The 24124-nt window shown below is 50.6% G+C and carries 13 protein-coding genes and 4 tRNA genes; 6 read left to right on the forward strand and 11 right to left on the reverse strand.

What is annotated here, in order from left to right; translation table 11 throughout:
- Positions 1-8: 8 nt before the first annotated feature.
- The gene (locus tag CBE72_RS10270) at positions 9-776 is read right to left on the reverse strand and encodes a phosphatase PAP2 family protein (RefSeq protein WP_044735363.1); all 768 of its coding nucleotides are present in this window, start codon (positions 774-776) and stop codon (positions 9-11) included.
- 168 nt (positions 777-944) lie between these two features.
- Entirely contained in the window at positions 945-2366 is a 1422-nt protein-coding gene (creD, locus tag CBE72_RS10275) for a cell envelope integrity protein CreD (protein ID WP_100143446.1), read from the reverse strand.
- A gap of 250 nt (positions 2367-2616) precedes the next feature.
- Between creD and CBE72_RS10280 the strand changes: the two genes are divergently transcribed.
- Positions 2617-3582: a DUF3187 family protein gene (locus CBE72_RS10280; protein WP_100143447.1), complete on the forward strand. Its 966-nt coding sequence runs from the start codon at positions 2617-2619 to the stop codon at positions 3580-3582.
- A 64-nt stretch (positions 3583-3646) separates the two neighbouring features.
- Here CBE72_RS10280 and ubiK read toward each other — a convergent pair whose 3' ends face one another.
- Complete coding sequence (ubiK, locus tag CBE72_RS10285; protein WP_071476427.1) at positions 3647-3901, reverse strand: ubiquinone biosynthesis accessory factor UbiK; 255 nt, start codon at positions 3899-3901, stop codon at positions 3647-3649.
- 421 nt (positions 3902-4322) lie between these two features.
- Between ubiK and rep the strand changes: the two genes are divergently transcribed.
- On the forward strand, positions 4323-6335 hold the full coding sequence (rep, locus tag CBE72_RS10290; RefSeq protein ID WP_028780116.1) for a DNA helicase Rep: 2013 nt from the start codon (positions 4323-4325) through the stop codon (positions 6333-6335).
- Positions 6336-6362: 27 nt separating this feature from the next.
- Here rep and CBE72_RS10295 read toward each other — a convergent pair whose 3' ends face one another.
- A complete protein-coding gene (locus CBE72_RS10295) occupies positions 6363-9017 on the reverse strand; it encodes a sensor domain-containing phosphodiesterase (protein ID WP_100143448.1) in 2655 nt (884 codons plus the stop codon).
- Positions 9018-9238: 221 nt separating this feature from the next.
- Here CBE72_RS10295 and CBE72_RS10300 point away from each other — a divergent pair.
- From CBE72_RS10300 to CBE72_RS10315, 4 genes are all read left to right on the forward strand, one after another.
- A tRNA-Arg gene (locus tag CBE72_RS10300) sits at positions 9239-9315 on the forward strand.
- A 37-nt stretch (positions 9316-9352) separates the two neighbouring features.
- Positions 9353-9428, forward strand: a tRNA-His gene (locus tag CBE72_RS10305).
- Between the two features lie 34 nt (positions 9429-9462).
- Positions 9463-9539 (forward strand) — tRNA-Pro (locus tag CBE72_RS10310).
- Positions 9540-9685: 146 nt separating this feature from the next.
- A tRNA-Pro gene (locus CBE72_RS10315) sits at positions 9686-9762 on the forward strand.
- Between the two features lie 159 nt (positions 9763-9921).
- On the opposite strand, the gene CBE72_RS10320 is transcribed toward CBE72_RS10315, so the two are convergent.
- From CBE72_RS10320 to CBE72_RS10350, 7 genes are all read right to left on the reverse strand, one after another.
- Complete coding sequence (locus tag CBE72_RS10320; RefSeq protein WP_100143449.1) at positions 9922-11841, reverse strand: bifunctional diguanylate cyclase/phosphodiesterase; 1920 nt, start codon at positions 11839-11841, stop codon at positions 9922-9924.
- Between the two features lie 8 nt (positions 11842-11849).
- Positions 11850-12557 carry a transglutaminase-like cysteine peptidase gene (locus CBE72_RS10325; protein WP_100143450.1) on the reverse strand — a complete coding sequence of 236 codons (708 nt, stop codon included), beginning with the start codon at positions 12555-12557 and terminating at the stop codon, positions 11850-11852.
- 17 nt (positions 12558-12574) lie between these two features.
- Complete coding sequence (locus CBE72_RS10330) at positions 12575-13180, reverse strand: OmpA family protein (RefSeq protein ID WP_100143451.1); 606 nt, start codon at positions 13178-13180, stop codon at positions 12575-12577.
- Entirely contained in the window at positions 13180-14583 is a 1404-nt protein-coding gene (locus CBE72_RS10335) for a TolC family outer membrane protein (protein WP_100143452.1), read from the reverse strand. The genes CBE72_RS10330 and CBE72_RS10335 overlap by 1 nt, the downstream gene beginning before the upstream one ends.
- A gap of 33 nt (positions 14584-14616) precedes the next feature.
- Positions 14617-15999 (reverse strand): HlyD family type I secretion periplasmic adaptor subunit, encoded by a 1383-nt coding sequence (locus CBE72_RS10340; RefSeq protein WP_100143453.1) that lies wholly within the window; start codon positions 15997-15999, stop codon positions 14617-14619.
- Between the two features lies 1 nt (position 16000).
- The gene (locus CBE72_RS10345; RefSeq protein ID WP_100143454.1) at positions 16001-18172 is read right to left on the reverse strand and encodes a type I secretion system permease/ATPase; all 2172 of its coding nucleotides are present in this window, start codon (positions 18170-18172) and stop codon (positions 16001-16003) included.
- A 102-nt stretch (positions 18173-18274) separates the two neighbouring features.
- The coding region (locus CBE72_RS10350; RefSeq protein ID WP_157929061.1) for an immunoglobulin-like domain-containing protein at positions 18275-24124 on the reverse strand (5850 nt) is incomplete at its 5' end.

Genomic DNA, 24124 nt, shown 5'->3' on the forward strand with positions numbered 1-24124 from the left:
TTTTCGTTTCAGCCTTTACTCACAGCCCCTGTGAACCAAGGTTCCAGGCGGCGATAGCTGTGACTGCCGACATAGATAGCCAAGGCCGACAATATTCCGCCCAGCAGGGTCGAGGTCAACACGTCGACACTCCAATGCATTCCCAGCAACATACGGCTCAGCCCCATCAGCAGCGCCCAGCAGATAAGCAGCGCCGGAAGCCAGAGATTGTTGTGCCTCAGCAGAAAGAAACTGCTGCACATAGTCAGGGTCACGGCAAAAATGGTGTGGCCGGAGGGAAAGGAAAACCCCGTTTCTATCTGCCAGTGGCGCTGGATCTGTGCCGAGATGGGCATATCCAGCGGTGATACCCCGGGAAGAACCTGGGCCAGCAGTTCCCTGCGGGCGTACTTGTCTATGCTGTAGAACTCCTTGATATCCAGATGCTGCTGGTGGGACAGCCATTCGATATAGGGTCGGGATTCGGCAAATACCAGCTTGAGCTGTTCATTGAGCAGCAAACACAGCACCAAGCCCAGCGAAGTGCAGAACATCATCTTCAGCCAGCTGCCCCTTGGCAGGATAAAAAAGCTGATGGCAAATACCAGTAACACAGTGCTTACGCCCCAGGGGGCCGAACCGGACACGGTTAACCAGTACCAAAACTGAGCGGCGGCACTGTCGAGATTGAGCCAGGGGAAGAGCGGCTCTGACAGGGAAAACAGCGCCAGCGGCAAGCTGAGCAGAAACAGCCAACAAATGGCCAATGAGGTCAAAGGGACGGCTGCATATTTCATTAATACACCCTTATCGGAACGGACAAACCGCCATTGTGCCAGAGGGGAGGAACGCGGCAAGCATTAATGGCGTCCTCCGTCGAAGTAGGCCCTTTGGGCGGCAGTTTGTCAGCACACTTGTAAAAAAACGGCTGCCCAAGTGTGGCAGCCGTTGGTTGGCAGTAAATATTACTCTTCAATTTGTTGGTGACGGGTGAGATACATGAGCACCAGCATGATCAGTACCAGTAGTCCAGTTCCCATCAAGAGGGCGTAATCTTCCAGCTGGAGTATGGAGTAGAGTACGCCGTAGAGACTCGCCAGCATGGCCGCAACTATAGCTCCCTGGCGCCGACTGCCACTGGCACTGGCGACATAAAGCGGAATGCTGAGCAGGGGAACAGCCGCGGCCACCAGATAAGCGGTTAAAAACAGCAGGTGTTCCGACAGCGACAGCAGCAATAGATAGAAGAGACACATGGCGCCACCTACCATCAGATACTGCACTGCGCTGAGGCGTGATTTGTTACCCAGCTCGAAGATCAGCAGCAATATGTAGGTCAGTAAGATAAAGAGTATGCCGTACTTGAGCGATCTTTCTATCTTGCCGTAGTGAGTCACGGGTTCGAACAGGGTAACACTGGCACTGATCTCGGTGAGATCCCGGCCATCACTGGCGCGGAACACCTGAGGGAAGTTACGACTCAGATGGCTTATCTGCCAGTTGGCATCAAAACCTTCAGTGCTGAGATTACGGCTGGCGGGCAGGTAACCCTGGAAGCTGGGATGCGGCCAATCGGCATGGATATCTATCTGGCTCAGTTCCGCCAGTGGCAGTACTTCCAAGCCCTCGGAACCCCTGAGGCTGAGCTGGAAGGTCAGGTGATATTCACCTTGGCTCGGATCCAGCGCTATGGTGCGATGAAAGCCGCGGCCAAGGCCGCCTGTGTTATCCAGGCCTGTACCTGACATCAAGCTGGGCATGCCCTGCTCATCAGCCAGATTAAAACGGCTGACAGTCTCAATAGCCTGGTTGGCTGAAACGCCGAACACCAGCCGGGCCTGGTTATAATCAAAGCCGAGTAGGCCGGGGATATTGACCTTGGGCAGTTCGAAGTTGGCCTGGCCCTTGACTTGTCCCAGATACACGAGTGACTGATAGATACCGCGATGGCGGAATTCGTGCTGCAGACCAGCATCCAGCGTCATGCCTTTGGGCAGGATCAAGAGTTCATCGCTGTAAACCTGGCGACTACGGTGCTGTTTGCCGTCGATATTGCTGTCGGAGATCACTTCGTAGCGAAACGGCAGTACCAAAACCGGACCGGCCAAGGTTTGGGCATCGCCCCAGGTGTGGCCTATCTCACGCACCACTTGGCGATAGAGGCTTTCTCTATCTTGGCTGAGATCCTGGATCATTCCCAATGGGATCAATGACAACAGGCCCACCATGGCCACAGCAAAGAGTTTGAGCGTTAATTTGGATTTGAATTGAGGCAGCGCCGCTTGGCCGTTTTGTTTCTTCATCGCACTTTTCAGCAGCAGATAAGCCCCGAAACCCATGGCACCAAGAAAGGCCAGCGCTATCACCAGGACGATAATTTCAAACATCAGGTATGTTCCTTTAACCTATAGTGGCTGCATTAGAACAGATTTGACTGGAGATATCATGACAAGTCGCTGATCAATAATGGCAAAATTGTGGCAATCTTGTTTTCTGAGTAGTGGGCAAAAAAGGTTTATGCACGATTGTCACATTTATTATGACAATGTGGTCGTAATTGAAACATCTATAATGAGTGTGAATCAATGCTGCAGTCATTTAAAATAACCGCCTATACAATCTGCTGTGAAGATTCCTATGAAGTACTTTTCCAAAATCTGTTGGATGCCGGCTGTGTTCTGTTTGCCCCTGCATGCCGAACTGGCCGATTTTGACGACTATGGTCCGCTGCGGGTCTACGCCCAGTCTCCCCTGCAGTCCAGTAGTCTGACTCCTATGTTGCGCTCGGGCTTTTCCATGGCCGAGGGGCAAAAAGAGTGGTATCTGACCGGTAATATGGCCAGTGTCTGGGCCGAGACAGACGATTATCTGGCCGACTATTATCACAACGCTTTGACTGCGGGTCTCAAGTGGCAAATCGATGACCGCTGGATGCTGGATGCCAACTACACTTGGCGTTTCAGTGGCAATAATCATTTGGATTCGCTGACCATGTGGTTTCACGATGCCTTCGGCTTCGATCAGAATGGGCGTGAACATCAACCGCGAAATCAGAATCAGATTTACTCCAAGCAACACGATATCAATCTCAGTGATTTTGGTGGCGAGACGATGAATAACGCCTTCAATATCTACCTGGGGTATCAACTGCTGCAAAACGAGCACCATGGTCTGTCTGTTGGGGCCAGTCTGTATTACAACTATGTGGGTTCGGGCCCTTTTGCCAATGAGAACTTTGAACAGGCGTTGCAGCTTAACTACAGCTATCGCAACGGTCGGCACAACTTCCATTCAACACTCGGCTTGAGCTTCCGTGAGGATGAGGAAGTGTTGTCGGATATGCCCTATGAGTCCAACGCTTTGATGCTTGGCCTAGGCTATGAATATCGTGTTGGTCGTCATGGTTGGATGCTGGAGTACCACAGATATGAGGGGATGACAGAGGCCGATGATGACTTCTCTGAAGCCTCCAATGAAGCCTTGCTGGGCTACCGTTATTATCTAGATCGCGGTGCCATAGAGTTCACTGTGATTGAAAACTTCCTCAACATGGATAACAGCACGGATATCGCCTTTACTCTGGGCTATCGGCATATGCTCTAACTTTAGCCGTATTAAAACATAAGGCCGCTCATGAGCGGCCTTATCTATTCTTGGGCGAGATGTATTACTCCGCTTGCTCAGCCTTGGTTTCCAGTGCCTCGACTCTGGCTTGCAGGGCTTCCAGCTTTTCGCGGGTCTTGAGCAATACATGCTGCTGTACTTCAAACTCTTCCCGGGAGACCAGATCCAGTTTCAGCAACTGGTGTTGCAGTACTTGCTTGCTGCGTTCCTCAAACTCACCGGCAAATTGCTTCAGCCCTGAAGGCAGGTTTTCGCTCAGCTGTTTGGCCATTTCTTCAATTTTCTTGGGGTTGATCATCTCTTTAATCCACTGGTAAGGTTTTAACTGATTGTAACTTATAGGCCGTACTGAACCCAAGGTTAACCGAAGGAAGGTGCGAACAAGTCCCATGTGTGCTCTGTGTCGGTTTACAGGCCTAGATGCAAGGCGTGGTTCGCAGCAAATGGCCCTAGTCCTTTGCAAGAAGCAGAACACAGCAGGCAGGTCTGTAAGCCACGCCCTTTGGGGATTTCACAGCAACCGGCTCTCTGCGTTATCCGACCTCGCCAGGCCCCAGCATGCCTTCAGTCAGATGCCTTGAATGCCAATTGCTGTGCAAGCCAGAGTGCCACGAGGACTTATTCGCACCTTCCCTAAGGGGATTTTGGGGCTGCCTCCGGCACTGATTCTGGTATGATCTCAGCCTCTAAACCTGCCTTGTGTGAGATATCGATAACCTATGAAGCTCAATCCTGCCCAGAATGAAGCCGTCCATTATGTTTCCGGTCCCTGCCTGGTATTGGCTGGAGCCGGCAGTGGCAAAACCCGGGTTATCATCAACAAGATAGCCCATCTGGTGCAGAAGTGTGGTTATCAGGCCAAGCATATCGCCGCTGTGACTTTTACCAACAAGGCAGCACGGGAGATGAAAGAGCGGGTGGCTCAATCCATGGGCCGCAAGGAAGCCAGGGGGTTGTGGATCTCTACCTTCCATACTCTGGGGTTGGAAATCATCAAGCGTGAACACAAGACATTGGGCCTCAAAGCCGGCTTCTCTCTGTTCGATGATCAGGACACCTTGGCGCTACTCAAAGAGCTGACTCAGGACGAGCTGCAGGAGGATAAAGATCTGCTGCGGGCGTTGGCGACCATGATCTCCAATTGGAAGGGGGGCTTGGTGATCCCGGATCATGCCCGCAAGATAGCCAAGGGTGAACAGGAGCAACTGTTTGCACTTTTGTATCAGCGTTATGCCCAGCACATGAAGGCTTACAATGCACTGGATTTTGACGATCTTATCCTGCTGCCGACCCTATTGCTGCGGCATAACGCCGATGTTAGAGCCCGTTGGCAGGCGAGGATCCGTTATCTGCTGGTGGATGAATATCAGGATACCAACACCAGCCAGTATGAACTGGTTAAATTGTTGGTGGGAGAGCGGGCGCGTTTTACTGTGGTAGGCGATGATGACCAGTCCATCTACTCCTGGCGTGGTGCCAAGCCACAAAACCTGGTGCTGCTGGGCAAAGACTTTCCTGAGCTCAAGCTCATTAAGCTGGAACAAAACTATCGCTCCAGCCAGCGGATATTGAGGGCGGCCAATATTCTGATCGCCAACAATCCCCATGTGTATGATAAGTCGCTGTTCAGTGAGTTGGCCTATGGCGAGCCGCTGCGGGTACTGTTTGCCGCCAATGAAGAGCAGGAAGCGGAGCGGGTGGTGGCCGAAATCATTCGCCACAAGTTTATGGGTAAGACCAGCTATGGTGAATACGCCATTCTCTATCGGGGAAATCACCAGTCTCGCTTGTTGGAGCGGGCGCTGATGACTAACCGTATTCCCTATAAGCTTAGCGGTGGCACCTCATTCTTTGCCAGAGCCGAAATCAAGGACATCATGGCCTATCTGCGCTTGGTGGTGAATCCGGATGACGATAACGCCTTTCTGCGTATCGTCAACCTCCCTAAGCGCGGAATTGGTCCGGCAACCTTGGAAAAATTGGGGAATTTCGCCAACCAGAAACATATCTCCATGTTTGAGGCGATTTTCGACGCTGAATTGAATCATCACCTGCCTCCGGCGGCCATGGGCTCACTGTATGAGTTTGGTCGCTTCATCGTCGATACCGGTGAAATTGCTCAACGCGGTGAGGGGGTTGATGCCATCAAACAGTTGATCCGCAAGATAAACTACGAAGACTATCTCTACGAGACCAGCACCAGCGCCAAGGCAGCCGAGATGCGAATGAAGAACATCTCCGAGCTGTATCGCTGGGTGACAGAGATGCTGGCCGGTGATGACCTGGATGAGCCCATGAGCCTGCCCGAAGTGGTCAATAGGCTGACGCTTAGAGACATGATGGAAAGAAACAATGAGGATGAAGGCGGCGATCAGGTGCAGTTGATGACGCTGCACGCCTCCAAGGGACTGGAGTTTCCTTATGTGTTTATGGTGGGGGTGGAAGAGCGAATTCTGCCGCATCAAACCAGCATAGATGAAGACAATGTCGATGAAGAGCGGCGTCTGGCTTATGTTGGCATCACCCGGGCTCAGAAAGAGCTGTGGTTTATGCTCTGCCGTGAGCGGCGCCAATTCGGCGAAACCATGCGTTGCGAACCCAGCCGCTTCTTGATGGAACTGCCTCAGGACGACCTTATCTGGGAAAATCGCAAGCCGCAACAGAGTGAGCAGCAACGAATGGAAACCGGCAAGGCCAATATTGCCAACCTGCGGGATATGTTCAAGAAGTAACTGTTAGAGTCGTCTTCAAGGCTCTATTCAGGCACAAACCTGGGATGTCGTATCTATGCTCTCGGTACTGTTATTATGACTGTCTGTAGTGCTCAAACGATGGCCCAGCGCCTGTCCCTGGCCAGCATTAAAGCCTATCTGTGTCAGTTGCTGTTTCTGTTCTTGAGTGTTGACGCCATCCAATACCAATTCAAGCTCCAGTGCGCCGGCACTCAAGTGGATCGCTTTGAGCAAGCGTTTATGATGAGGGCTCTGCAGATGTGACACCAGGCTGGCATCGAGCTTCAAAATATTGACTGGTAAGAAAGACAGGCTAACCAAAGGGCTGTAACCACTACCGTAGCCGGTGATCCCCAGGGTGACCCGCAAGCGTTTAAGTACTTCAAAACCATTGATATGGTTTTCCAGATCTCTAGATAAGGCTTGTTCGTTGAAAAACAGGCAGAGATCGGTAAGTGGGAAGCGGCAGTTTCTTAGGCTGTTTTTCAGACTGCGCAGCGCATGTTTATGCTTAAGGTGTTGGCTACAGATGGCCAGATGCAACTTGGTACCCGTGGCCAGTTGCAGTTTGGGCAGTTCACTGTTGAGCGCCTCTATCGCATATCTATCCAACTCCAGCTGCAAGTTGGCCTGCTCTGCCAAATTGGCGAGTTGTGGTTGTTTGATTTTACCGTGTTGTGGATGAGGCCAATACAGGCGTACATCCAGGGCTTGTAGCTGCCCGGTCTCGAGATCCTGCACCGGGAAGTAGCTTAGCCGAATGTGCTGGCTATCCAGTGCGTTTCTCAATTCATTTTCCAAACTCACATCCTGCATGAGTTGCTGATGTGATTTCTCATCGAACACAACATAGCAACCCTTGCCGCGCGTCTTGGCCATATACATGGCAGTGTCGGCATCTCGCAGAATGGATTCGCTGGTGTCATCCCTATGATGACCACTGACGGCTATACCAATACTGGCGCCGGAGTTGAACTGTTTATTGGCCAGTTCATAGGGGCGAGAAAGTTCTTTGAGGATCCGCTCGGCGACTTCCTTGGCATCGTCGGCCGTACGCAGGCCATCCAGCAAAATCACAAACTCATCGCCACCGAGACGAGCAAGAGTGTCGTTGTCGCGAATACAAAACTTGAGGCGGATGGCGGTCTCAACCAGAAACTTGTCGCCTTCCAGATGCCCCAGGGTATCGTTAATCAACTTGAAACGGTCAAGGTCGATAAACAGGATGGCGAACCTATCTTGTACATGGCGGCGGTTATGCTTAACTGCCTGGCTCAAGCGTTCCATAAACATCAGTCGATTGGGCAGACCCGTTAGACCATCGTGTTTGGCATCGTGCAGCAGTTGTTGCTCAGCCTTGCGACGTTGGGAGATCTCTTTTTGCAGTTCTTGGTTGGCGTTGGCCAATTCACGGGTGCGCTCCAGGATCTTTTCTTCCAGCTCCTCGTTGCTGCGCTTTAGGGCTTCAGTGGCTAGTTTACGTTCGATGGCCGTGGCTATATGCTGCGACACAAAGGTCAAGAGCTCGAGATCCTTGAACTGATAGTTCTGGTGCATGCTGAAACTATAGATGGTCAGGGCGCCAGCAATCCTGTCTTGAATAAACAGTGGTACGCCAATCCACTGGTGCATGCTCTGGGTATGATTGAGTTCTGGGGCTTTACTATAAATCTCTTTAACCTTGACTAAGGATTGAATATCGCTCTGGCCCAATAATATCGGGCGTTTTAATCTGAGCAGGTACTCCACCAGTCCATCCATTAGTGGACGGCTTTTGGGAGGCTGTTTGCCTAGTTGGGATACGTAGAAGGGAAATCGTAATTCGGTGGCTGTGTCATTCAGCAGAGCTATATAACAGTTGCTCGCGGGGAGCAGATGGCTGAGAACTCGGTGCAACTCGATATAAAACTCACTGTCATCCAGATTGGAAGAGGAGAGTTCGGCTATTTCAAACAAAGACTGTTGTAGTCTCTCGGCGCGGCGTCTCTCATAGACCTCCTGTTTCAGTTTATCGTAGGCCTGGCTTAGCTCCTGGGTTCTCTGGGAAATGGCTTGTTCCAGTTGTTCATGATGTCTTAACCGTTCCATGGCTCCGGCGATGTGATGACTGATGAAGGTCATCAATTCAAACTCCATCTCGCCGTAAGAGCTGGCCGGATCATAGCTCTGTACCACCAAGACACCAATGGAATTACCATTTTGCATGATGGGCACCCCTAACCACTGATGGCAAGGTGATCCAAGTGTCTTAATTTCACCTGTGGCGGCTAATTTTTCAGCCTTGCGTTCATCACAAAGCAGGGGCTTGGCGGTTCGCAGCACATAGCCGGTGAGGCCCTGCATTAAAAGATCAGACAGCTCTTGTTCCGGATAGAGCTCGGATGGGTGGGAGTCTTTCTCATCGGAAAAAAAAGGCAGCTCCAGAGCTTTTCTCTGGGGATCGAGCAGGGAAATATAAAAATTGTCGGCGCGGATGAGTTTTTTTAGGTGCAGGTGCATGCCCTGATAGAAGCTCTCCATTGAGGTCGCCTTATTGGCTATATTGGAGATTTCCAGCAGTGCGTTTTGGGTGGCTTCGGCTCTTTTATACTTGGCAGCCAGGTGCTTGAGTCTGATGACCCGTTTTTTTAAACTCGATAGTTCCTGAGCCGAATGCCGATGGAGAGTGTCATCCCTAAACATGTTACCCGCCAAGGAATAATTGCAATATAATAGTTGTGTGCTTTTCAATCAAAGGATAGGAATAGCATGAAATACGGTATTATCCAAGTCAATTTTTTGGCTGGTGTCGAATAATTGTTGTACCGTTTGAGTCAAAACTTGAGCAAACAATCGAAAAAAAGCAAATCAGGTGTAGACATGGAGAGTAAATCCTCCTACTATTTGCGGCGCTGATACGGCGGGCGCCCATAGCTCAGCTGGATAGAGCGCACCCCTCCGGAGGGTGAGGCCGAGGGTTCGAATCCTTCTGGGCGCACCAGTTTGATTCGACTGTGTCAGTGAAAGAAATATCAGTGGTGATTGTAGCTCAGTTGGTAGAGCCCCGGATTGTGATTCCGGTTGTCGTGGGTTCAAGTCCCATCAGTCACCCCACTTCTTTCGTGAAGCAAATCAGCTTCAAAACTTACGGTGATTAGCGCAGCCTGGTAGCGCATCTGCTTTGGGAGCAGAGGGTCAGAGGTTCGAATCCTCTATCACCGACCAAATTTTATTTATCTGACTACAAGTCGGGTAACAGCTGGAAAGTATTTCGGTGATTAGCGCGGTTTGGTAGCGCATGCCGATTTGGCAACCAGAGCGGAGCAGAGAGTGACCCTCTATATGCAAAGGTAACCAGCAATACAGTATTTCGGTGATTAGCGCAGCCTGGTAGCGCATCTGCTTTGGGAGCAGAGGGTCAGAGGTTCGAATCCTCTATCACCGACCAAAACACTTAAGCCCCTGAGAAATCAGGGGCTTTTTTGTAGGTGTTTTTAACACTCAAAGCCTTCCTGTCTTCATCCTAAGTGCGTAAGTGTTTTGGATCTTCTCTATCTCTAACCGCTTAGGATAAGAGAAAGGCTCCACAACGGAGCCTTAAATCAAGTTACTCCACATTCACCGGTGGTGAAATAAAGCCTTGGTATGCTTGGGTCTTGAGTGGCGTAAAGCGCTCCAACTGACCTCTCTCCTGAATACCTGTGACTATCACATCGATTTCCAGTCCTCGGGCCACGTTCACCAGTGCCCGGCACAGTTCGCTGTTGTGCTGGTTTTCATCATATTGTGCGAAGGATTGGTCCAGCTTGACGTAAGCCGGCCGCAGGCTTTGCAGATAAGACATGGAGCCGAACTGACGGCCGAAGTGGTCTATCCCTATGCTGGCGCCATTGTCGCGGATAACGGTACACAGCGCCTGGCAGGCGTCGATATCGGTATAGATGGCGGCTTCCGGTAATTCAAAGGCCAACCGGCTTGCATGGCGACTGTTACGCAGGAAATGATTGAGCCATTCATGGAACTTGGGATCGCTGATGCTGTGATGGGTAAGGTTAACCGCAATAGCTTCGGCATTTTTCTCCAACAACTCATCTTCGCTGATCTTTTCAATCAGGCAGCGGTCGAGCAGGCTACCCAAGGACAATAGCTCGACATAGGGCATGAACTGGCCGGCGTGTACCAGTTTGTCAGCTATCTGCAGCTGACAGAAAAGCTCCCGTTGCAGTACGTTGTCAGAGTCCTGATAGTGCACTGGCTGCCAACGGAAACGGAACTGCTTACGGTTAATTGCTTCGGTAAGCTTGTCGCGCCATTGTTCGCGGCTGAACAACTGCTGCTCATTGGTCTCTAACCAGTGATACACCTTGCCTTCCTTGAGGGCGATTTGCAGGGCGTTGTCCGAGCGTGCCAGTAGTTCAGAGCTGTTCATCTGTCCTATGCGCTCGGCAATACCTATGGCGTAGTCTTCATTGGGTTTGCAACCCGCCTTGACCATTTCCTGATTGATGGTGCGGATCAGAGTTTGCAGGTACTTACTCAGCTGTTCACGCTCGACATTGGTAACCAAGAAAGCGAATTCATAGGCGGCAATGCGAGCTATGACAGATTCACTGATTTCGCCCAGTTCATGCTGCAGTTTTTCCGAGAGCAGCTTGATGGTTTCGTCTCTTACTTGATAACCATATTTACTGTGGACTTCTTCTAGCCAGTCAAACTTGGCCATCATCAGGGCGCCGCTGCCGGGTTCGCCGAGCCAACCACCTATTCGGCCCATCATATACTGGCGGTTGGGTAGGTTGGATACCTGATCGATCAGGTTCTTCTTACGCAGCGCGGTGACTTCTTCGTCTAAGGAACTGAAGATTTTTTTCAACTGGGCCGACATGCTGTTGAAGGCGTTGACAACATCTCTGAGTTCCAGAGTTTTGGGCAGCGGCATATCCGGTCCGAATTCCCGTTTGGCAATGCTCTTGGCATGTTCGGCAATAGAGTGTAGTGGACTGAGGATCCAGGTTAGGCCGAGGCGTGCAAACAGAATGGCAATCAAAAATAGGATTGAAAAGGCTATCAGGGTGTGGCTCATAATGCGCCATAACTCGTGGTAGCCAAACCCGGGGTGCGCAGTAATTTCCAGCTTGGCCAACTGCAACCAACCCGAAGTGATGGTGCTTTCCTTACGTAATGGAGTGAAGATCCCCAGATCGATAAACCATTGGGGCACATCTTCGATGCGGATATTGTTATTCCAGGTTTGCTGTTTTCCGTCGACCAACCAGGTGAGTTTAACCTCTTGGTAATAGCCACCTTCGAAGATGACATTGACCATGGTTTCTACGGTGGCGAGATCTCCGGCTTCCAACGATGGAACCAACATCAAGCCTAAAGAGTGGCTGACATTATTAAGGTCGGATTCCATCTGCTCAGTCAGAAAGTTCTGGGTCTCATTGAATTGTACATAGCCCACACTGGCGACAACCAAGAGAAACAGCCCAAACAGTAACGAGTATATCTGTCGAAACAGTGTCATTGCTGTAGCTACTCCAGTTTTAATTTTGGCTGACGTAAGCGATCAGCCCCTAATCTGTGTCTCAGGTCATTCCACTTTTCTAAGCGAGCGGATGAGCCTGCCAATACACCGCGTCCTTTCTCTTTGTTTAGCCACAATTGTTTACCGTTAAAGCTGTACACAGGGATCAGGTCTCTGCGTTGCGTTGCCGGTTTGAGCTCGCGATCCAGGTTGTCCAAAATGAGTGGAACAGAGGAGGGCGTCTCATAATAGGCCAGTACCATATGGTACTGATTAACACTGGTTGCCTTAACCATGGTGATGCGCATCTTGTCTTCAGGTATGCCCAACTGCAGCAAAGTGAAGTATTTGGCAATGGAGAAGTCTTCACAGTCACCGCCATTTACTCCGATAAACTCTAAAGGGGTGGCCCAGTAGTTAGCCATCCCCCAGAGTTTGCTATCATCTACAAAGCGAAACAGGTTAAAGAAGTTGTTTACCTTGGTGATTTTCCCCATATCGTCCAACCCTTGCGCCTCGTCCAGTATTTTGAACCAGGCTCTGGCTCTGAGGCCAGCCCGCTCACCATAGTGAGATTCCATTGTTCTGGTAATGCTGTTGGCATCGAGTCGTTGGGTTGATGCAGCGTACAGGCATGACACGGCCAGAGTCGATGCCAGTACTGTATAATGGCAGACCCTTCGGAGCAGTGAATACTGATTGAGCCTGCCTGTCATATGGGGATATCAAGGTCCTATTTCGCTTCTTGATCCACAGTGTAGATGTTCCACTTCATATCGGCCATAGTGTCTTCGCCTGTTACTTCGGCGATCACTCGGCGGTTACGCTTGTGGGCCAACTGTGTATCTGTTGGATCTACCGGTTTATCGTAACTGTAACCTATGGCGGTCAGTCTATCGGCAGTAATGCCGAATTGATCTTCAAGTACCTTGGTTACGGCGTTTGCCCGATTCTGTGACAGCTCGAGGTTATGCTCATAGCTGCCGGTACGGCTACAGTGTCCTTCAATGGTCACCTTGGTGCTGGGGTATTGCTTCATAAAGTCTGCAATGACACCAATTTGATCATAGTACTGAGGATCTATGTAGAAGGAGTCGTTGGCAAAGAGTATTTTCAACTCGGAACGTTCATTGATAGGCTTGATCTTACCACAGCCGTAGTTATCAATGTTGGCCCCTTCCACGGTACCAGAGCAGCGCTCACGGGCCTCGATAACACCGTCTCTGTCGTGATCATTGAGGTCGTTGACCTGAGTCGTCGGTTGATCCATGGATACAGTGTCACGCATTGAGCAACCCGCCAGTAGGGCGACGCTAAGCAGAGTGATAAAGAGTTTCATTATTTAACTCCTCCTTCATATTCACGCTCCCCTTTCCATACATCGGGGCGAGTGACTCTAAGCGAGTCGAGTAGTTGTCCTGTGGCATTGAGTACGCGGTATTTGGCAATCACTTCGTCATACTCGGCGGTCAGATAGTCTTTTCTGGCTTCAAACAGCTCGTTCTCGGTATCCAGTAAGTCGAGCAGGGTACGCTGACCCAGGTTAAATTGCTGTGAGTAGGCGACTTGAGTGTCCTTGGCGGCAATGACATGATCGCGAATGTATTGCTTCTGTGGCCCCAGGAACTCGTAAGCGTTCCAGGCGAGGTTGGCACCTTCAACCACTTCACGATAGGCTCGCTCACGGATCTCTTTCGCTTCACCTATCTTGTAGCTGGCCTCTTTCTCGCGAGCCAAGTCGCGGCCACCGGCAAACAGATTGTAACGAACCCTGACCATAGCCAGAATGTCATTGTTGTAACCACCGACATTTTGGCTGGCGATCCGGCTATAACCGTCTTCACCGTCTAGGTCGTTGTTCATGTTGCCTTCTACTTCCAGAGTGATCTTGGGGTAGTAGTTGGATTGAGCCGAAGACTTCTCATATTCGGCGGCGCGGATATCACTGGCGGCCGATTTGAGAATGGGATGGTGCTCCTGGGCCATCTTGATGCTGGAGTCTATGTCTGCCGGCAACATATCGGCATCCGGAACCGGTACTATCAGGTCTTCCGGTTGCTGATGGGTGATGCGGAAAAACTGACTCTTGGCATCGAGGAAGTTATTGCGTGCCGATACCACGTTGGCGTTGGCGCGGGCCAGACGACCCGTGATTTGCGACAGGTCCGCGGTAGAACCTAGGCCTGAGTCGGTACGTTGCTTGATCTGTTCGTAGATATCCTGGTGGCTCTTGAGGTTCTTCTCGGCCAGCGTCAATACCTGCTCGGTACGTATATAGTTGATATAGACCTTGGCAACATCCAGCGCCATATCTTCGGCAGCGGCAAACAGCGCCCATTGATCGGCACTGGCTTCGAAGCTGTATCTGTCGACTTCACTGCTGGTAAAGAAGCCATCGAACAACATCTGCTTGATACTGACGCCAAATTCACCCCGTTTGAGTTCAATTTCATCATCCGTGGTGCCGGCCAAACGACGCCGAGTGGCCGGACTGTCTGTGTATTCATAGCCGTAGCCACCGGTAATATCTACCGTTGGCATGTAACCGGCTATGGCCTGGTTTACCTGTTCTTCTCGAGCCTTGAAGCGGTTAAAGGCGAGCCGTAGTTCCGGGTTGGTATCCAATGTTTGCGCTACGGCTTGTTCCAGGGTCTGACTAAACCCTGCCGTGGGCAACATCAGCCCGGTAATCGCCAGTGCCAAGGCACTGGGTTTCACCAGCCGAGTAACTTTCTTGTTCATGCTAAACCCTCCAGGTTTATTGTGACTTTGAGCCTAGCGTTCTCTTAACGCTGTTTCTTTGGCCCTTAGAATGGGATTAAGTATGTACTCAAGGACAGTTCTTTTCCCGGTAATTACGTCAACAGAGGTCAACATGCCGGGAATAATGGGCATCTCAGTGCCATCGTCTTTAATTAAACTGGACTCTTCGGTCCGCACTTTTACCAAATAAAAGCTGTTGCCTTCTTCATCCTGAGTGGTGTCTGCACTTATCTGTTCCACTGTGCCTTTCAACCCACCGTAACGAGTAAAATCATAGGCGGTCACCTTAACTATGGCGGGCAGTCCCGGATGCAGGAAGGCGATATCCTTTGGCAAAATTCGGGTTTCGATCAGCAGTTGGTCTTCGGAAGGAACTATCTCCATAATATCGATACCTGGCTGAACAACTCCACCTAATGTGTTGATATTTATGGTTTTAATGGTTCCATTCACCGGAGAGGTGATGACGGCCTTGCTGACTTTATCCTTGGTGCCTACCTGGGCCTCATTCATTCTTGCCAGCTTGGCCTGCATTTCGTTCAGTTGTGCGCGGGAGTCGGCGGCATAAACCAATACGGCTTCCCGGCGTTTGAGAATGGCTTCATCCATGTTGGCCTTGAGCTTGGGACGCATCACCCTGAGGGTGGCTAGTTCGCCTTGAATATCGTTAACCGTGCGTTCCAGCTTCAAGAGTTCCACTTCGGGCACTATGCCTTTTTGTGCCAAAGGTTTGGTCAGTTCCAGCTCGCGGCTGACCAAGCGATAACTGGTGCTGAGGGTGCCGATTTTTGAGGTTAACTCTTCGGTTTCCTGCTGCCGCTGCTGGATTTGCCTGGCTTGGATCTCCACCTGGTTGCTGAGATTATCCAGACGGCCGGCGTATTCATCCTGTTGGCGCTTGACCAGTTCAGGTTCTTTTTCTGTCAGCTCGGCAGGAAATACCAGCGGGATCTTGGTGATCTTTAGCTGTTCGCGCCAGTCGTTGGTCATGTCTGAGATGAAGATGCTGTTCAGCTCGGCCTGCAGGCGAATAACATTGGCCTGCAAGCTATAGACCTCTTGTTCTTGCTGGGCGGCATCGGAACGGAAACGGGTATCGTCTATGCGTACCAGGGGCTCCCCCTGTTTGACCAGCATACCTTCTTGAACGTACATCTCTTTCAAAATGCCGCCATCCAGGCTTTGGATGACCTGTACCTGGGAAGAGGGGATCACTTTACCCGTGCCCTTGGTGACTCGGTCGAGGGAGGCGAAATAGGCCCAAGTGAGGAAGCAGAGCATCATGGCTGCCAGCGACCAGATGATCAATCTGTGGCTGGTGGGAGCATCTGTCATCATGGCGCCGTAGACATCGTCTACCATTTCCAAGTCATCAGAAGTCAGGTGCTTGCTCATGTTACTTGCCTCCTGCCATCAGCCCTTGGTTGAGCTTTTCAAGCACTTGGTTTTTCGGGCCATCGGCAATAATATGGCCCTTATCCATCACTATGATACGGTCCACTAAGTTCAGCAAGTGCATTTTGTGAGTGATAATGATCAGGGTTCTATCACGGCTGACATTATGCATAGAACGCATAAATTGCTTCTCGGCCCTGGCATCCAAACTGGCTGTGGGCTCATCCATTAACAGCACCGGCGGGTCATTGAGAATGGCTCTGGCTAAGGCCACTATTTGCCGCTGGCCTCGGGATAGAGAATGTCCGCCTTCACCTACTTGTTGATCCAAGCCTTCTGATTCCATATCGGTAAACAGATTGACTCCTGAGAGTTGTACGGCTCGGATCAATTGATGCTCGGTGACCTGACGGGTACCGAAGAGAATATTGTCCCTGACTGAACCGTGGAACAGGGTGACATCCTGTGGCAGATAGCCGAAGTTACGGCGTAGATCGCTCGGGTGGATCTGGGCGCTGTCTATGCCATCGTACCTCAGGCTACCATTGCTGGGTTTGAACAGTCCGATAAGTAGTTTGGCCAAGGTACTCTTGCCACTGCCGTTGCGGCCTATGATGGCGATACGTTCACCAGGGTTAATTCGCAACGAAAAGGGATTTAAAACCGTTTTTTCTGAACTTGGGTAACTGAAACTGAGATTATCGGCCTCAATCTTGCCCATCAGACGCTGTTTGCTGACCAGGTGACCTTTGTTTTCAAATTCATCTTCTTGGGTCATGATCTGATCCAGCTGTCTCAACGCGCTGGCAGTTTGGTTGGCTCGGGTCATTAAATTAGCCAGCTGTGCCATAGGTGCAACGGCCCTGCTGGCAAGCATCACAGCGGCAATGATCCCACCCATGGATATATCATTATCGGCAACCCGGTAGACCCCGAGAATGACCACACTGACAACGGTTAGTTGCACCACAAAGTTGGCGACATTGGCTACGGAGTTGGAAAGCTTTTTCGAGCGCAGCTGCCAGTTGGCTGTGTGACCTATCATCTGCTGCCAGGCTTTTTGTACCAGGCCTTCCGCTCCGTATGACTTGATGGACTCCAGAGAGGCGAGACTCTCAATCAAATGGCCGTGCTTGAGGCTGGCAAATTTATTGCTTTCCTCAATGGCTGTCTTGAGCCTGGGTTGAACAATTAAGGTATAGCCGATGATGATGAGGCTAGCGACAAGGGGGATCAACGCCAGATCGCCAGCAACCAGATAGATGATCAACACAAACAACAATGCAAAGGGCAGATCGACCAGCGTGGTTATTGTTGCCGAGGTGAGGATCTCCCTGATGCTGTCAAACTCACCTAACTGACGCGCCATGCCACCAATACTGGGAGAACGGTTTTCCAGAGGAATACCTATCGCCTTATAGAACAGGCGCGAGGACACTATGATATCGACTTTCTTACCGGCAATGTCGATCAGATAACTTCTCAGCTGTCTCATGACCAAGTCAAATAGGTAAGCAATACCGGCTCCGATAGCCAGAACCCACAGTGATTCGAATGCCAGGTTGGGCACCACTTTATCGTAGACGTTCATGATAAACAGCGGTGAAACCAGCGCGAATAGATTCACCAGAATTGAGGCTATCAGGGCATCACGATAAATGGGGGCCGAGTCTTTAATGGTTTGCAGTAGCCAGTGTTTACTGTGGTCATGATGATAAACATCAAACCCCATATCGCCACGGTACTGTTGTTTTACCAGAAACAGATAGCCTACATAGAGGGTTTCCAACTCTTCTATAGATAGGCGTTGTTCACCGCCGGTCTCAGGTAATTGGATCACCGCATGTTGTTGCTCCAGATCCAGCTCGCGTAGGATGCAAGCCTTCTTGTCTTTCAAGAGTAAAATACAGGGTAACTGAATGGCAGTAACCTGATTCAGACCTTTACGGGAAAGTTTTGCCGTCAGACCAGCTCTGGCTGCGGCTTGTGGTACCAGTTCCGGAGATAAAACTGCAGAAGACAGAGGAAGACCCGCTGCCAAAGACTCACTGGAACAGGGGCAGCCAAAGTACTCTGTCAATAGAACCAGACTATCGAGCAGGGGATCAACCGTGACTCGCTGAGAAGCCGAAATGGTCCATTGCTCAGGTTTAGGAGAAGCGGATGCGGTCACAGAACAACTTATCCTTCCGTTTTATATCATTAATTCTAGTATCAGCCATGGCAGCCCATATTGCGAATTGCAATATGGGCTGCCATTCAAACCACCGGACTTTTAGATTACTGAGTCCAGTGTTTTAGGCTCTTCCAGCCCAGAAGAGCTACTTTGGCTGACGTAAGACGCACTGGGATTGGCCGATTGAGTCTCGACAATCAGTGGGCTATCACTGCTGTTACTTCCCAGCAGGCCATTAATGATGTCACTTTCATCACTGCCATAAGTGGCGAATAGGTCAACGCCATCGAGCACTATATGCTGATCAAATTCACCATTGAGATCCACATCGATAGAGATGGTGGTATTACCATCTTCGACGCTGAACTGGAAATATTGCTCCAGTGAGTTGTGCTCTTCACCCAACAGCAGATCGCTGAGATCCAGCTTATCTTTGTTAACTTCAAAGTCAGTGATATGGTCAGTGCCGGTTTCGCCTGCTTTCCAGCTGAAGGTATCTACGCCTTGGCCACCTGTGAGCCAATCATCACCATTGCCGCCAACCAGCAGGTCGTTGCCATTACCACCGAACAGCATGTCATTACCATTGTCGCCGTAGAGTTCATCATTACCGCCTTGGCCAAAGAGGATATCGCTGCCCTCGCCGCCGCGGATGATGTCACCCATATCATTAATGCCTGACTTATCAAACAGGTTAGGATGCTCGCTGATAAAATTGTGAATTTCAGCATCGGTTGCATCGCTTTGGCCCAACTCGCCGGCAATAAAGGCTTTGAGTGCGCTGTAACCCTGGCCCTGAATGCCATCAAAGCGAATCACATCACCGAAGATGATGTCGTTACCCGCACCGCCATCCAAGGTATCTGAGCCAGGCATATCGGTGATTTCATTGCCGAGAATCGCGTCGGCAAGTTCATCGGCAGAGACATTGGTTTGGACAACTCCATCACTGTCAAACTGTTGCAATGTGTCAGTCGAAATATTGTTACCTATACCTATGGCTTGCACAATGACACCATTGCCTGTCAGTAATGGCAGGGCACTTAGGGCGTTTTGCAATGCCCAGTAATTACCATTGAAGGTGCTTGATATCTCGTAAGTACCGTCTCCTTGCGCCCGAATATCGCCAATATTTTGCGAACTCCAGCCTCCACGACCTTGGCTCCATTGATAAAGATTTCCGTCGGCATCTATGATTAGTCTCGGCTGTCCTCCGATATTGGCGTAAAACGCCTCACCCAGAGTAAAGTTATTGACGTTGACCAAGTCATCCAGAGTCTCGCCAGTCTTTCGATTGACTATCGGGTTGGTATCCTCATAGTACTGATAGACAGATGGCGCGCCATCCGTGATAAAGAATGCCAGATTCTCAGCGTTACTGTTGGCAAGAGCCGTATCGCTGTGGAACCAGTTGGCCGTTGTCTTGATAACATCTTCATAGTTGGTGCCACCACCGGTCCAATAATCTCCATCCATGCTATCGATAACGGTTTGGAGCTTACTCAGCGCATCTGGATCTCCCAGGTCGACGCTGACTGACAAATTAGCTTGAGAGTCGAAATCGGTCAGGAATATGTTAACTGTGCCGGCATTATCTGAATCGGCGCTGGCTTTCAGTGTCTCAAATACTTGAGCCAACTGAAGTTTCATCGCCTCCATAGCCGAATTACCAATACTTCCTGAGCTATCGACCATAAAGGCGATATTGTAATCCTGCCCGGGAACCACGACTGAGCCATCCAGGTCGCCGATAACGATATCTTCGGCGTTACCCAAATTGAGCGTTTGATCGCCTGGGCCCGCTTCAGTGACCTGATAGTTAAATACAGGCACCACAGCGATATTGCCACTGTAAGAGTCGCCATCGGCATCGGTTACCGTGACCGCAAAGTCCAGGTCGCCGTCTTCGGTGCCCTGCATCGTCTGGTACTGATAGAAGTCCCAGTGACCCGTGCCAGGGGTGAATTCCAGCTTAAAGACCAAGTCGCCCGAGTCTGTTTGACCTAGCAAAGTATTGCCTGAAAGGGTCACTTCAACGGCTTCCCCGCCGGCGGTCACCAGGGATGTGTCTGTCATACCGGCCAGTGCAAGGCTGCCTTGGCCATCAGCGCCCCATTGGGCCGTTACTTCACCAGAGGCATAGGCGATTGCTGGGGCGTCGCCTGTGCCAGTGAACTCTAAGGATTTGATGGTGAAGTCACTGTTGTCTCCATGGCTGGGAGCTTTACCGTTGTCGGTTGCCTTGATAACTACTCTATCAAAGCCGCCATCTTGCACGTTAAAGTCAGCCGCATAGTCACCGTTGCTTTTATCAGAGCTGAAAGTTTGGCTGGATATCAGTTGGCCATCACGCCAGAACTCAACCACACCGCTTTCAAGCTCACCTCCGAAGATGTTGGCAAACTCTATCTTCATGCCGAACGCCAGGGTATTGGGGTCCAGATCTATGATGATCTCTTCAGAAACCCCAGTGCCATCGGCAAATTCCCGGAAATCTATTTCGTTATCTATGTTGTGGTATGGCGAGCCAACACTGGCAACCCCTATGCCTGAACTACTGCTGTTAATGTTTGCAGAGGTCAGAGTGTGATCGGTAGATGAGGTGAAACCTCTGGCCGTGATGGTGAAACCATCAAAGTTCAGTTGCCCTGTATCATCAGTGTCACCGGTCAGATTGAAGGCACCGACCAGGGTGCCCGGGATATCGGTTGTCGTAGCCGTTACCGGTGCAGTATCCGGCATATAAGGCGCATCATCTTCAACGCTGACCACGAAGCTGCCGGAGACAGTACCGCCATTGCCGTCATTGACACTGATACCAAATGTCAGATCTTTAACATCTTCAATGCTGGTATCTGGGTGATCTATTGGTCCCAACAGATTGACCTGATAGTCCCAATCACCACTGCCATTACCCGCTGGCGGTGTCAGTACCACAGTCATTACTGCAAGGTTACCTACAGAGCCTGTCAGGGTGTGAGTCGCAGCGTCCCACTGCCAGGTAACAGTCTGGCCACCTGAGGTGATACCGCTTGGTGGTGTCAGGCTAACAGTTAGTGCATCACCATCCACATCCTGAAGTTGGATAGTGCCATTTGCAGTGGTACTGTCAGTGGTATCGCTGCTGCCGTTTGAATCCGGTAGGCCATTGGTCAAGCCTTCCTCAGAGACAACGGCATTGGTTGTGGTAACGATAATCGGAGCGTCGTTGACACTGTTGACCTCGATAGTCAGGGTCGCAGTATCACCATTGTTGGTCACATAGGTGATAACGGGCACAGTACCGTTCCAGTTGGCTTCCGGAGTGAAGGTATAACTACCATTCAGGTTGATAACCAGAGTGCCACCTTCAACCGAGACTTCTTCTCCTGCGCTGTAGACTTGGCTATCCCCGGCTACAGTAAAGCTCGCCAACTCAAGGTCTTGGCCATTGTTTAGTTCACCTGTGTCATTGTCAAAAATGTTGCCGCTTGCCAGCTGATCTTCATTGATTTCCTGGTAATCATCCACAGCAGCCGTGTACTTCTCGACTTTAACATCCAGAGTCGATACAGCGGTTTGGTTGCTGTTATCTGTACCAACAATCTCAATACCTGAAATCTTCAGCGAGTCGACATCTATACTATGAGGCAGATTCCCTATCAGCTCGGCGTTGACTATGATATTGCCTTCACTGCCAGCCGCTATGGCAGACCAATCCAGGCTTATCTTCAATACATCTTTGTTGGGGCCATTACCCGGCATTGAAGCTATCAGATACTCACCCTCAAGGCGCCAGCTCAATGGGAAGTTTTCTCTTATCCCTTCCACTGTAATACCGCTGAAGTCACCATTTTGATAGTTGAAGCCGAAGTCTGAAAGTTCACTGTCACCAGCCTTGAAGCGCAGTGACTGTTGATCTGTATCCAGGTTGTCATCCTGCAAACCAAATTCATCCAGACTGGCCAGAGCATAGGAGGTAATAGCGACTGGAGCGCCTCCTGGAGCATCCAGGTGAATATCCAGATTGCCGTTGGTTTGATCGCCATCACTGTCAGTGACCACTACGCCAAAGTCCAGATCCAGAGGCTCTGTGGAGCTGACGATTTCCTGAGCGGTTGTGCCGGTTAGTTGGAATTTGGCACCGTCAGGCGTTACAGCACTCAGCTCGATATAGGCGATAGCGCCCAAATCACTGATAACTTCGTTGGGGCCGATTTCGCCTTCACCCAGCAGTTGACCGTTGGCGTCATAGGCCTTGTAGTGCACCAGCACAGGGTCGTTATTACCGACGTTGAAGTTAAAGCTGGCACTGGCTACTGTGTCTGCATAGTCAACGATAAGGGTCTCACCACCGGAAACCCAAGGGTTAGCCACCCCAAAGCCGTTGTCTGTACCATTGACATCGGCCAAGTCTCCGTTGCCATCGCGGCCATAAAGCGTGAAGGCAACTTCGGCATCAGAGGGCACTTTGCTTGGATCGTTGTATATGTTGTAGGCACCGGTAGCGTTGTCATAAGTGACATACACGGTACCGCTGATGCCTCCTTTACCTCCGTCCAACGCGCCAATGTCTATCTCTTCCAGCTTGTCTATGCTCTGCAATATATCCAGCTGATAGCTGTCGCTGTTTGGATCTGTGTTGAGGGTAAAGATCAGCGTCTGATCAGGGTTAGAGGCATCATAGGCCGTAGCAGGGCTTTCATTGCTTGTATAAGCGAACAGTTGATCCGGGTTGTTTGGATCGACAAAGAAGAAGACTGTTTTGCCTCCGGCCGTGATATCAGAAGCACCAAAGTAGGTTTGAGAACCGGCATCCCAGCCGTTTACGTTGCTGCTGAGATCGGCACTATAGTCTTTATCTGCTCCTGATGTGTTCATGACCCCAGTATAGGTGCCAACAGTGTTGACCCCATCCAAGATAGGTTCAACATCGACAACAGGTGAGTCGTCTTCAACTGTAACCTGGAATGAACTTGAGTCTGTTGCTCCTGAACCATCGGCAACATCAATGCCAAAGTTCAAATTGAGCACATCTTCAACATTGGCTACAGGATGATCCAGTGGAGCATGCAGTGTGACCTCATAACCCCAAGTACCACTGCTGTTACCCGCAGGAGCCGTGAGCGATATGGTCATCACCACAGTAGAACCGGCTGAGCCTGTCAGGGTTTGAGTACTGGCATCCCAACTCCAGGTAACATCAACGCCTCCTGACGTGATACCGACAGGGCCACTAAGCGTAACTTCCAGCTCATCGTTGTCAGGATCTTGCAGCTCAATGGTACCGTTGGCTATCACTGCATCTGTTGTATCTGTGTCGCCGACTTCATCCGGCGCACCATCGTTCAGCCCCTCTTCAGATACGGCAACATTGGTGATGTTACCTATGCTTGGTGGGTTCTGGGCATCAAGAATGGTGGTGTCGGCGCTGTTGTTGCTGCCTATCTCCAGTTGTTCAAGGCTATTATCAACGTCAGTAACAGCGCTAATGACGACGCTTAGATTTTCGCTGTCTTCATAATCACCATCGTTAATGGTATTAACAGTAAAGCTTTGCTGGCTATCACCGGTAATGGTCACGCTTGGAGGTAAATTATCAACATCTGCCGCAGATGCGGTACCACCCCAATCAAGCGCAACGCTAACCGAAGCGCCACTAGGAAGGGTTACCGGGTTACCGTTGGCATCGACCAAAGTCACTGTATAAGTGATTTCATTACCTTCAGCGACACTGGATTTGTCTACGCTGATCTGGGCAAAAACTGTGTCGGTAGTGTCATTTACCAGTGTGGAAGCTGTGTCACTGGTATCCAGGTTTTCAAAATTACCACCTTGTGCATTATCTATACCTACGGTCAGAGTTTCCGCATCAACAAATACATCATCGCTGGGTGCAGCAACGGTGACGGTGCCGGAGGTTTGACCGGCGGCAATGGTGATGCTGGCGCCGTTGGACAGGGTCAGTAC

This window comes from Shewanella carassii (genome assembly GCF_002777975.1).
GTDB classification, from domain to species: domain Bacteria; phylum Pseudomonadota; class Gammaproteobacteria; order Enterobacterales; family Shewanellaceae; genus Shewanella; species Shewanella carassii.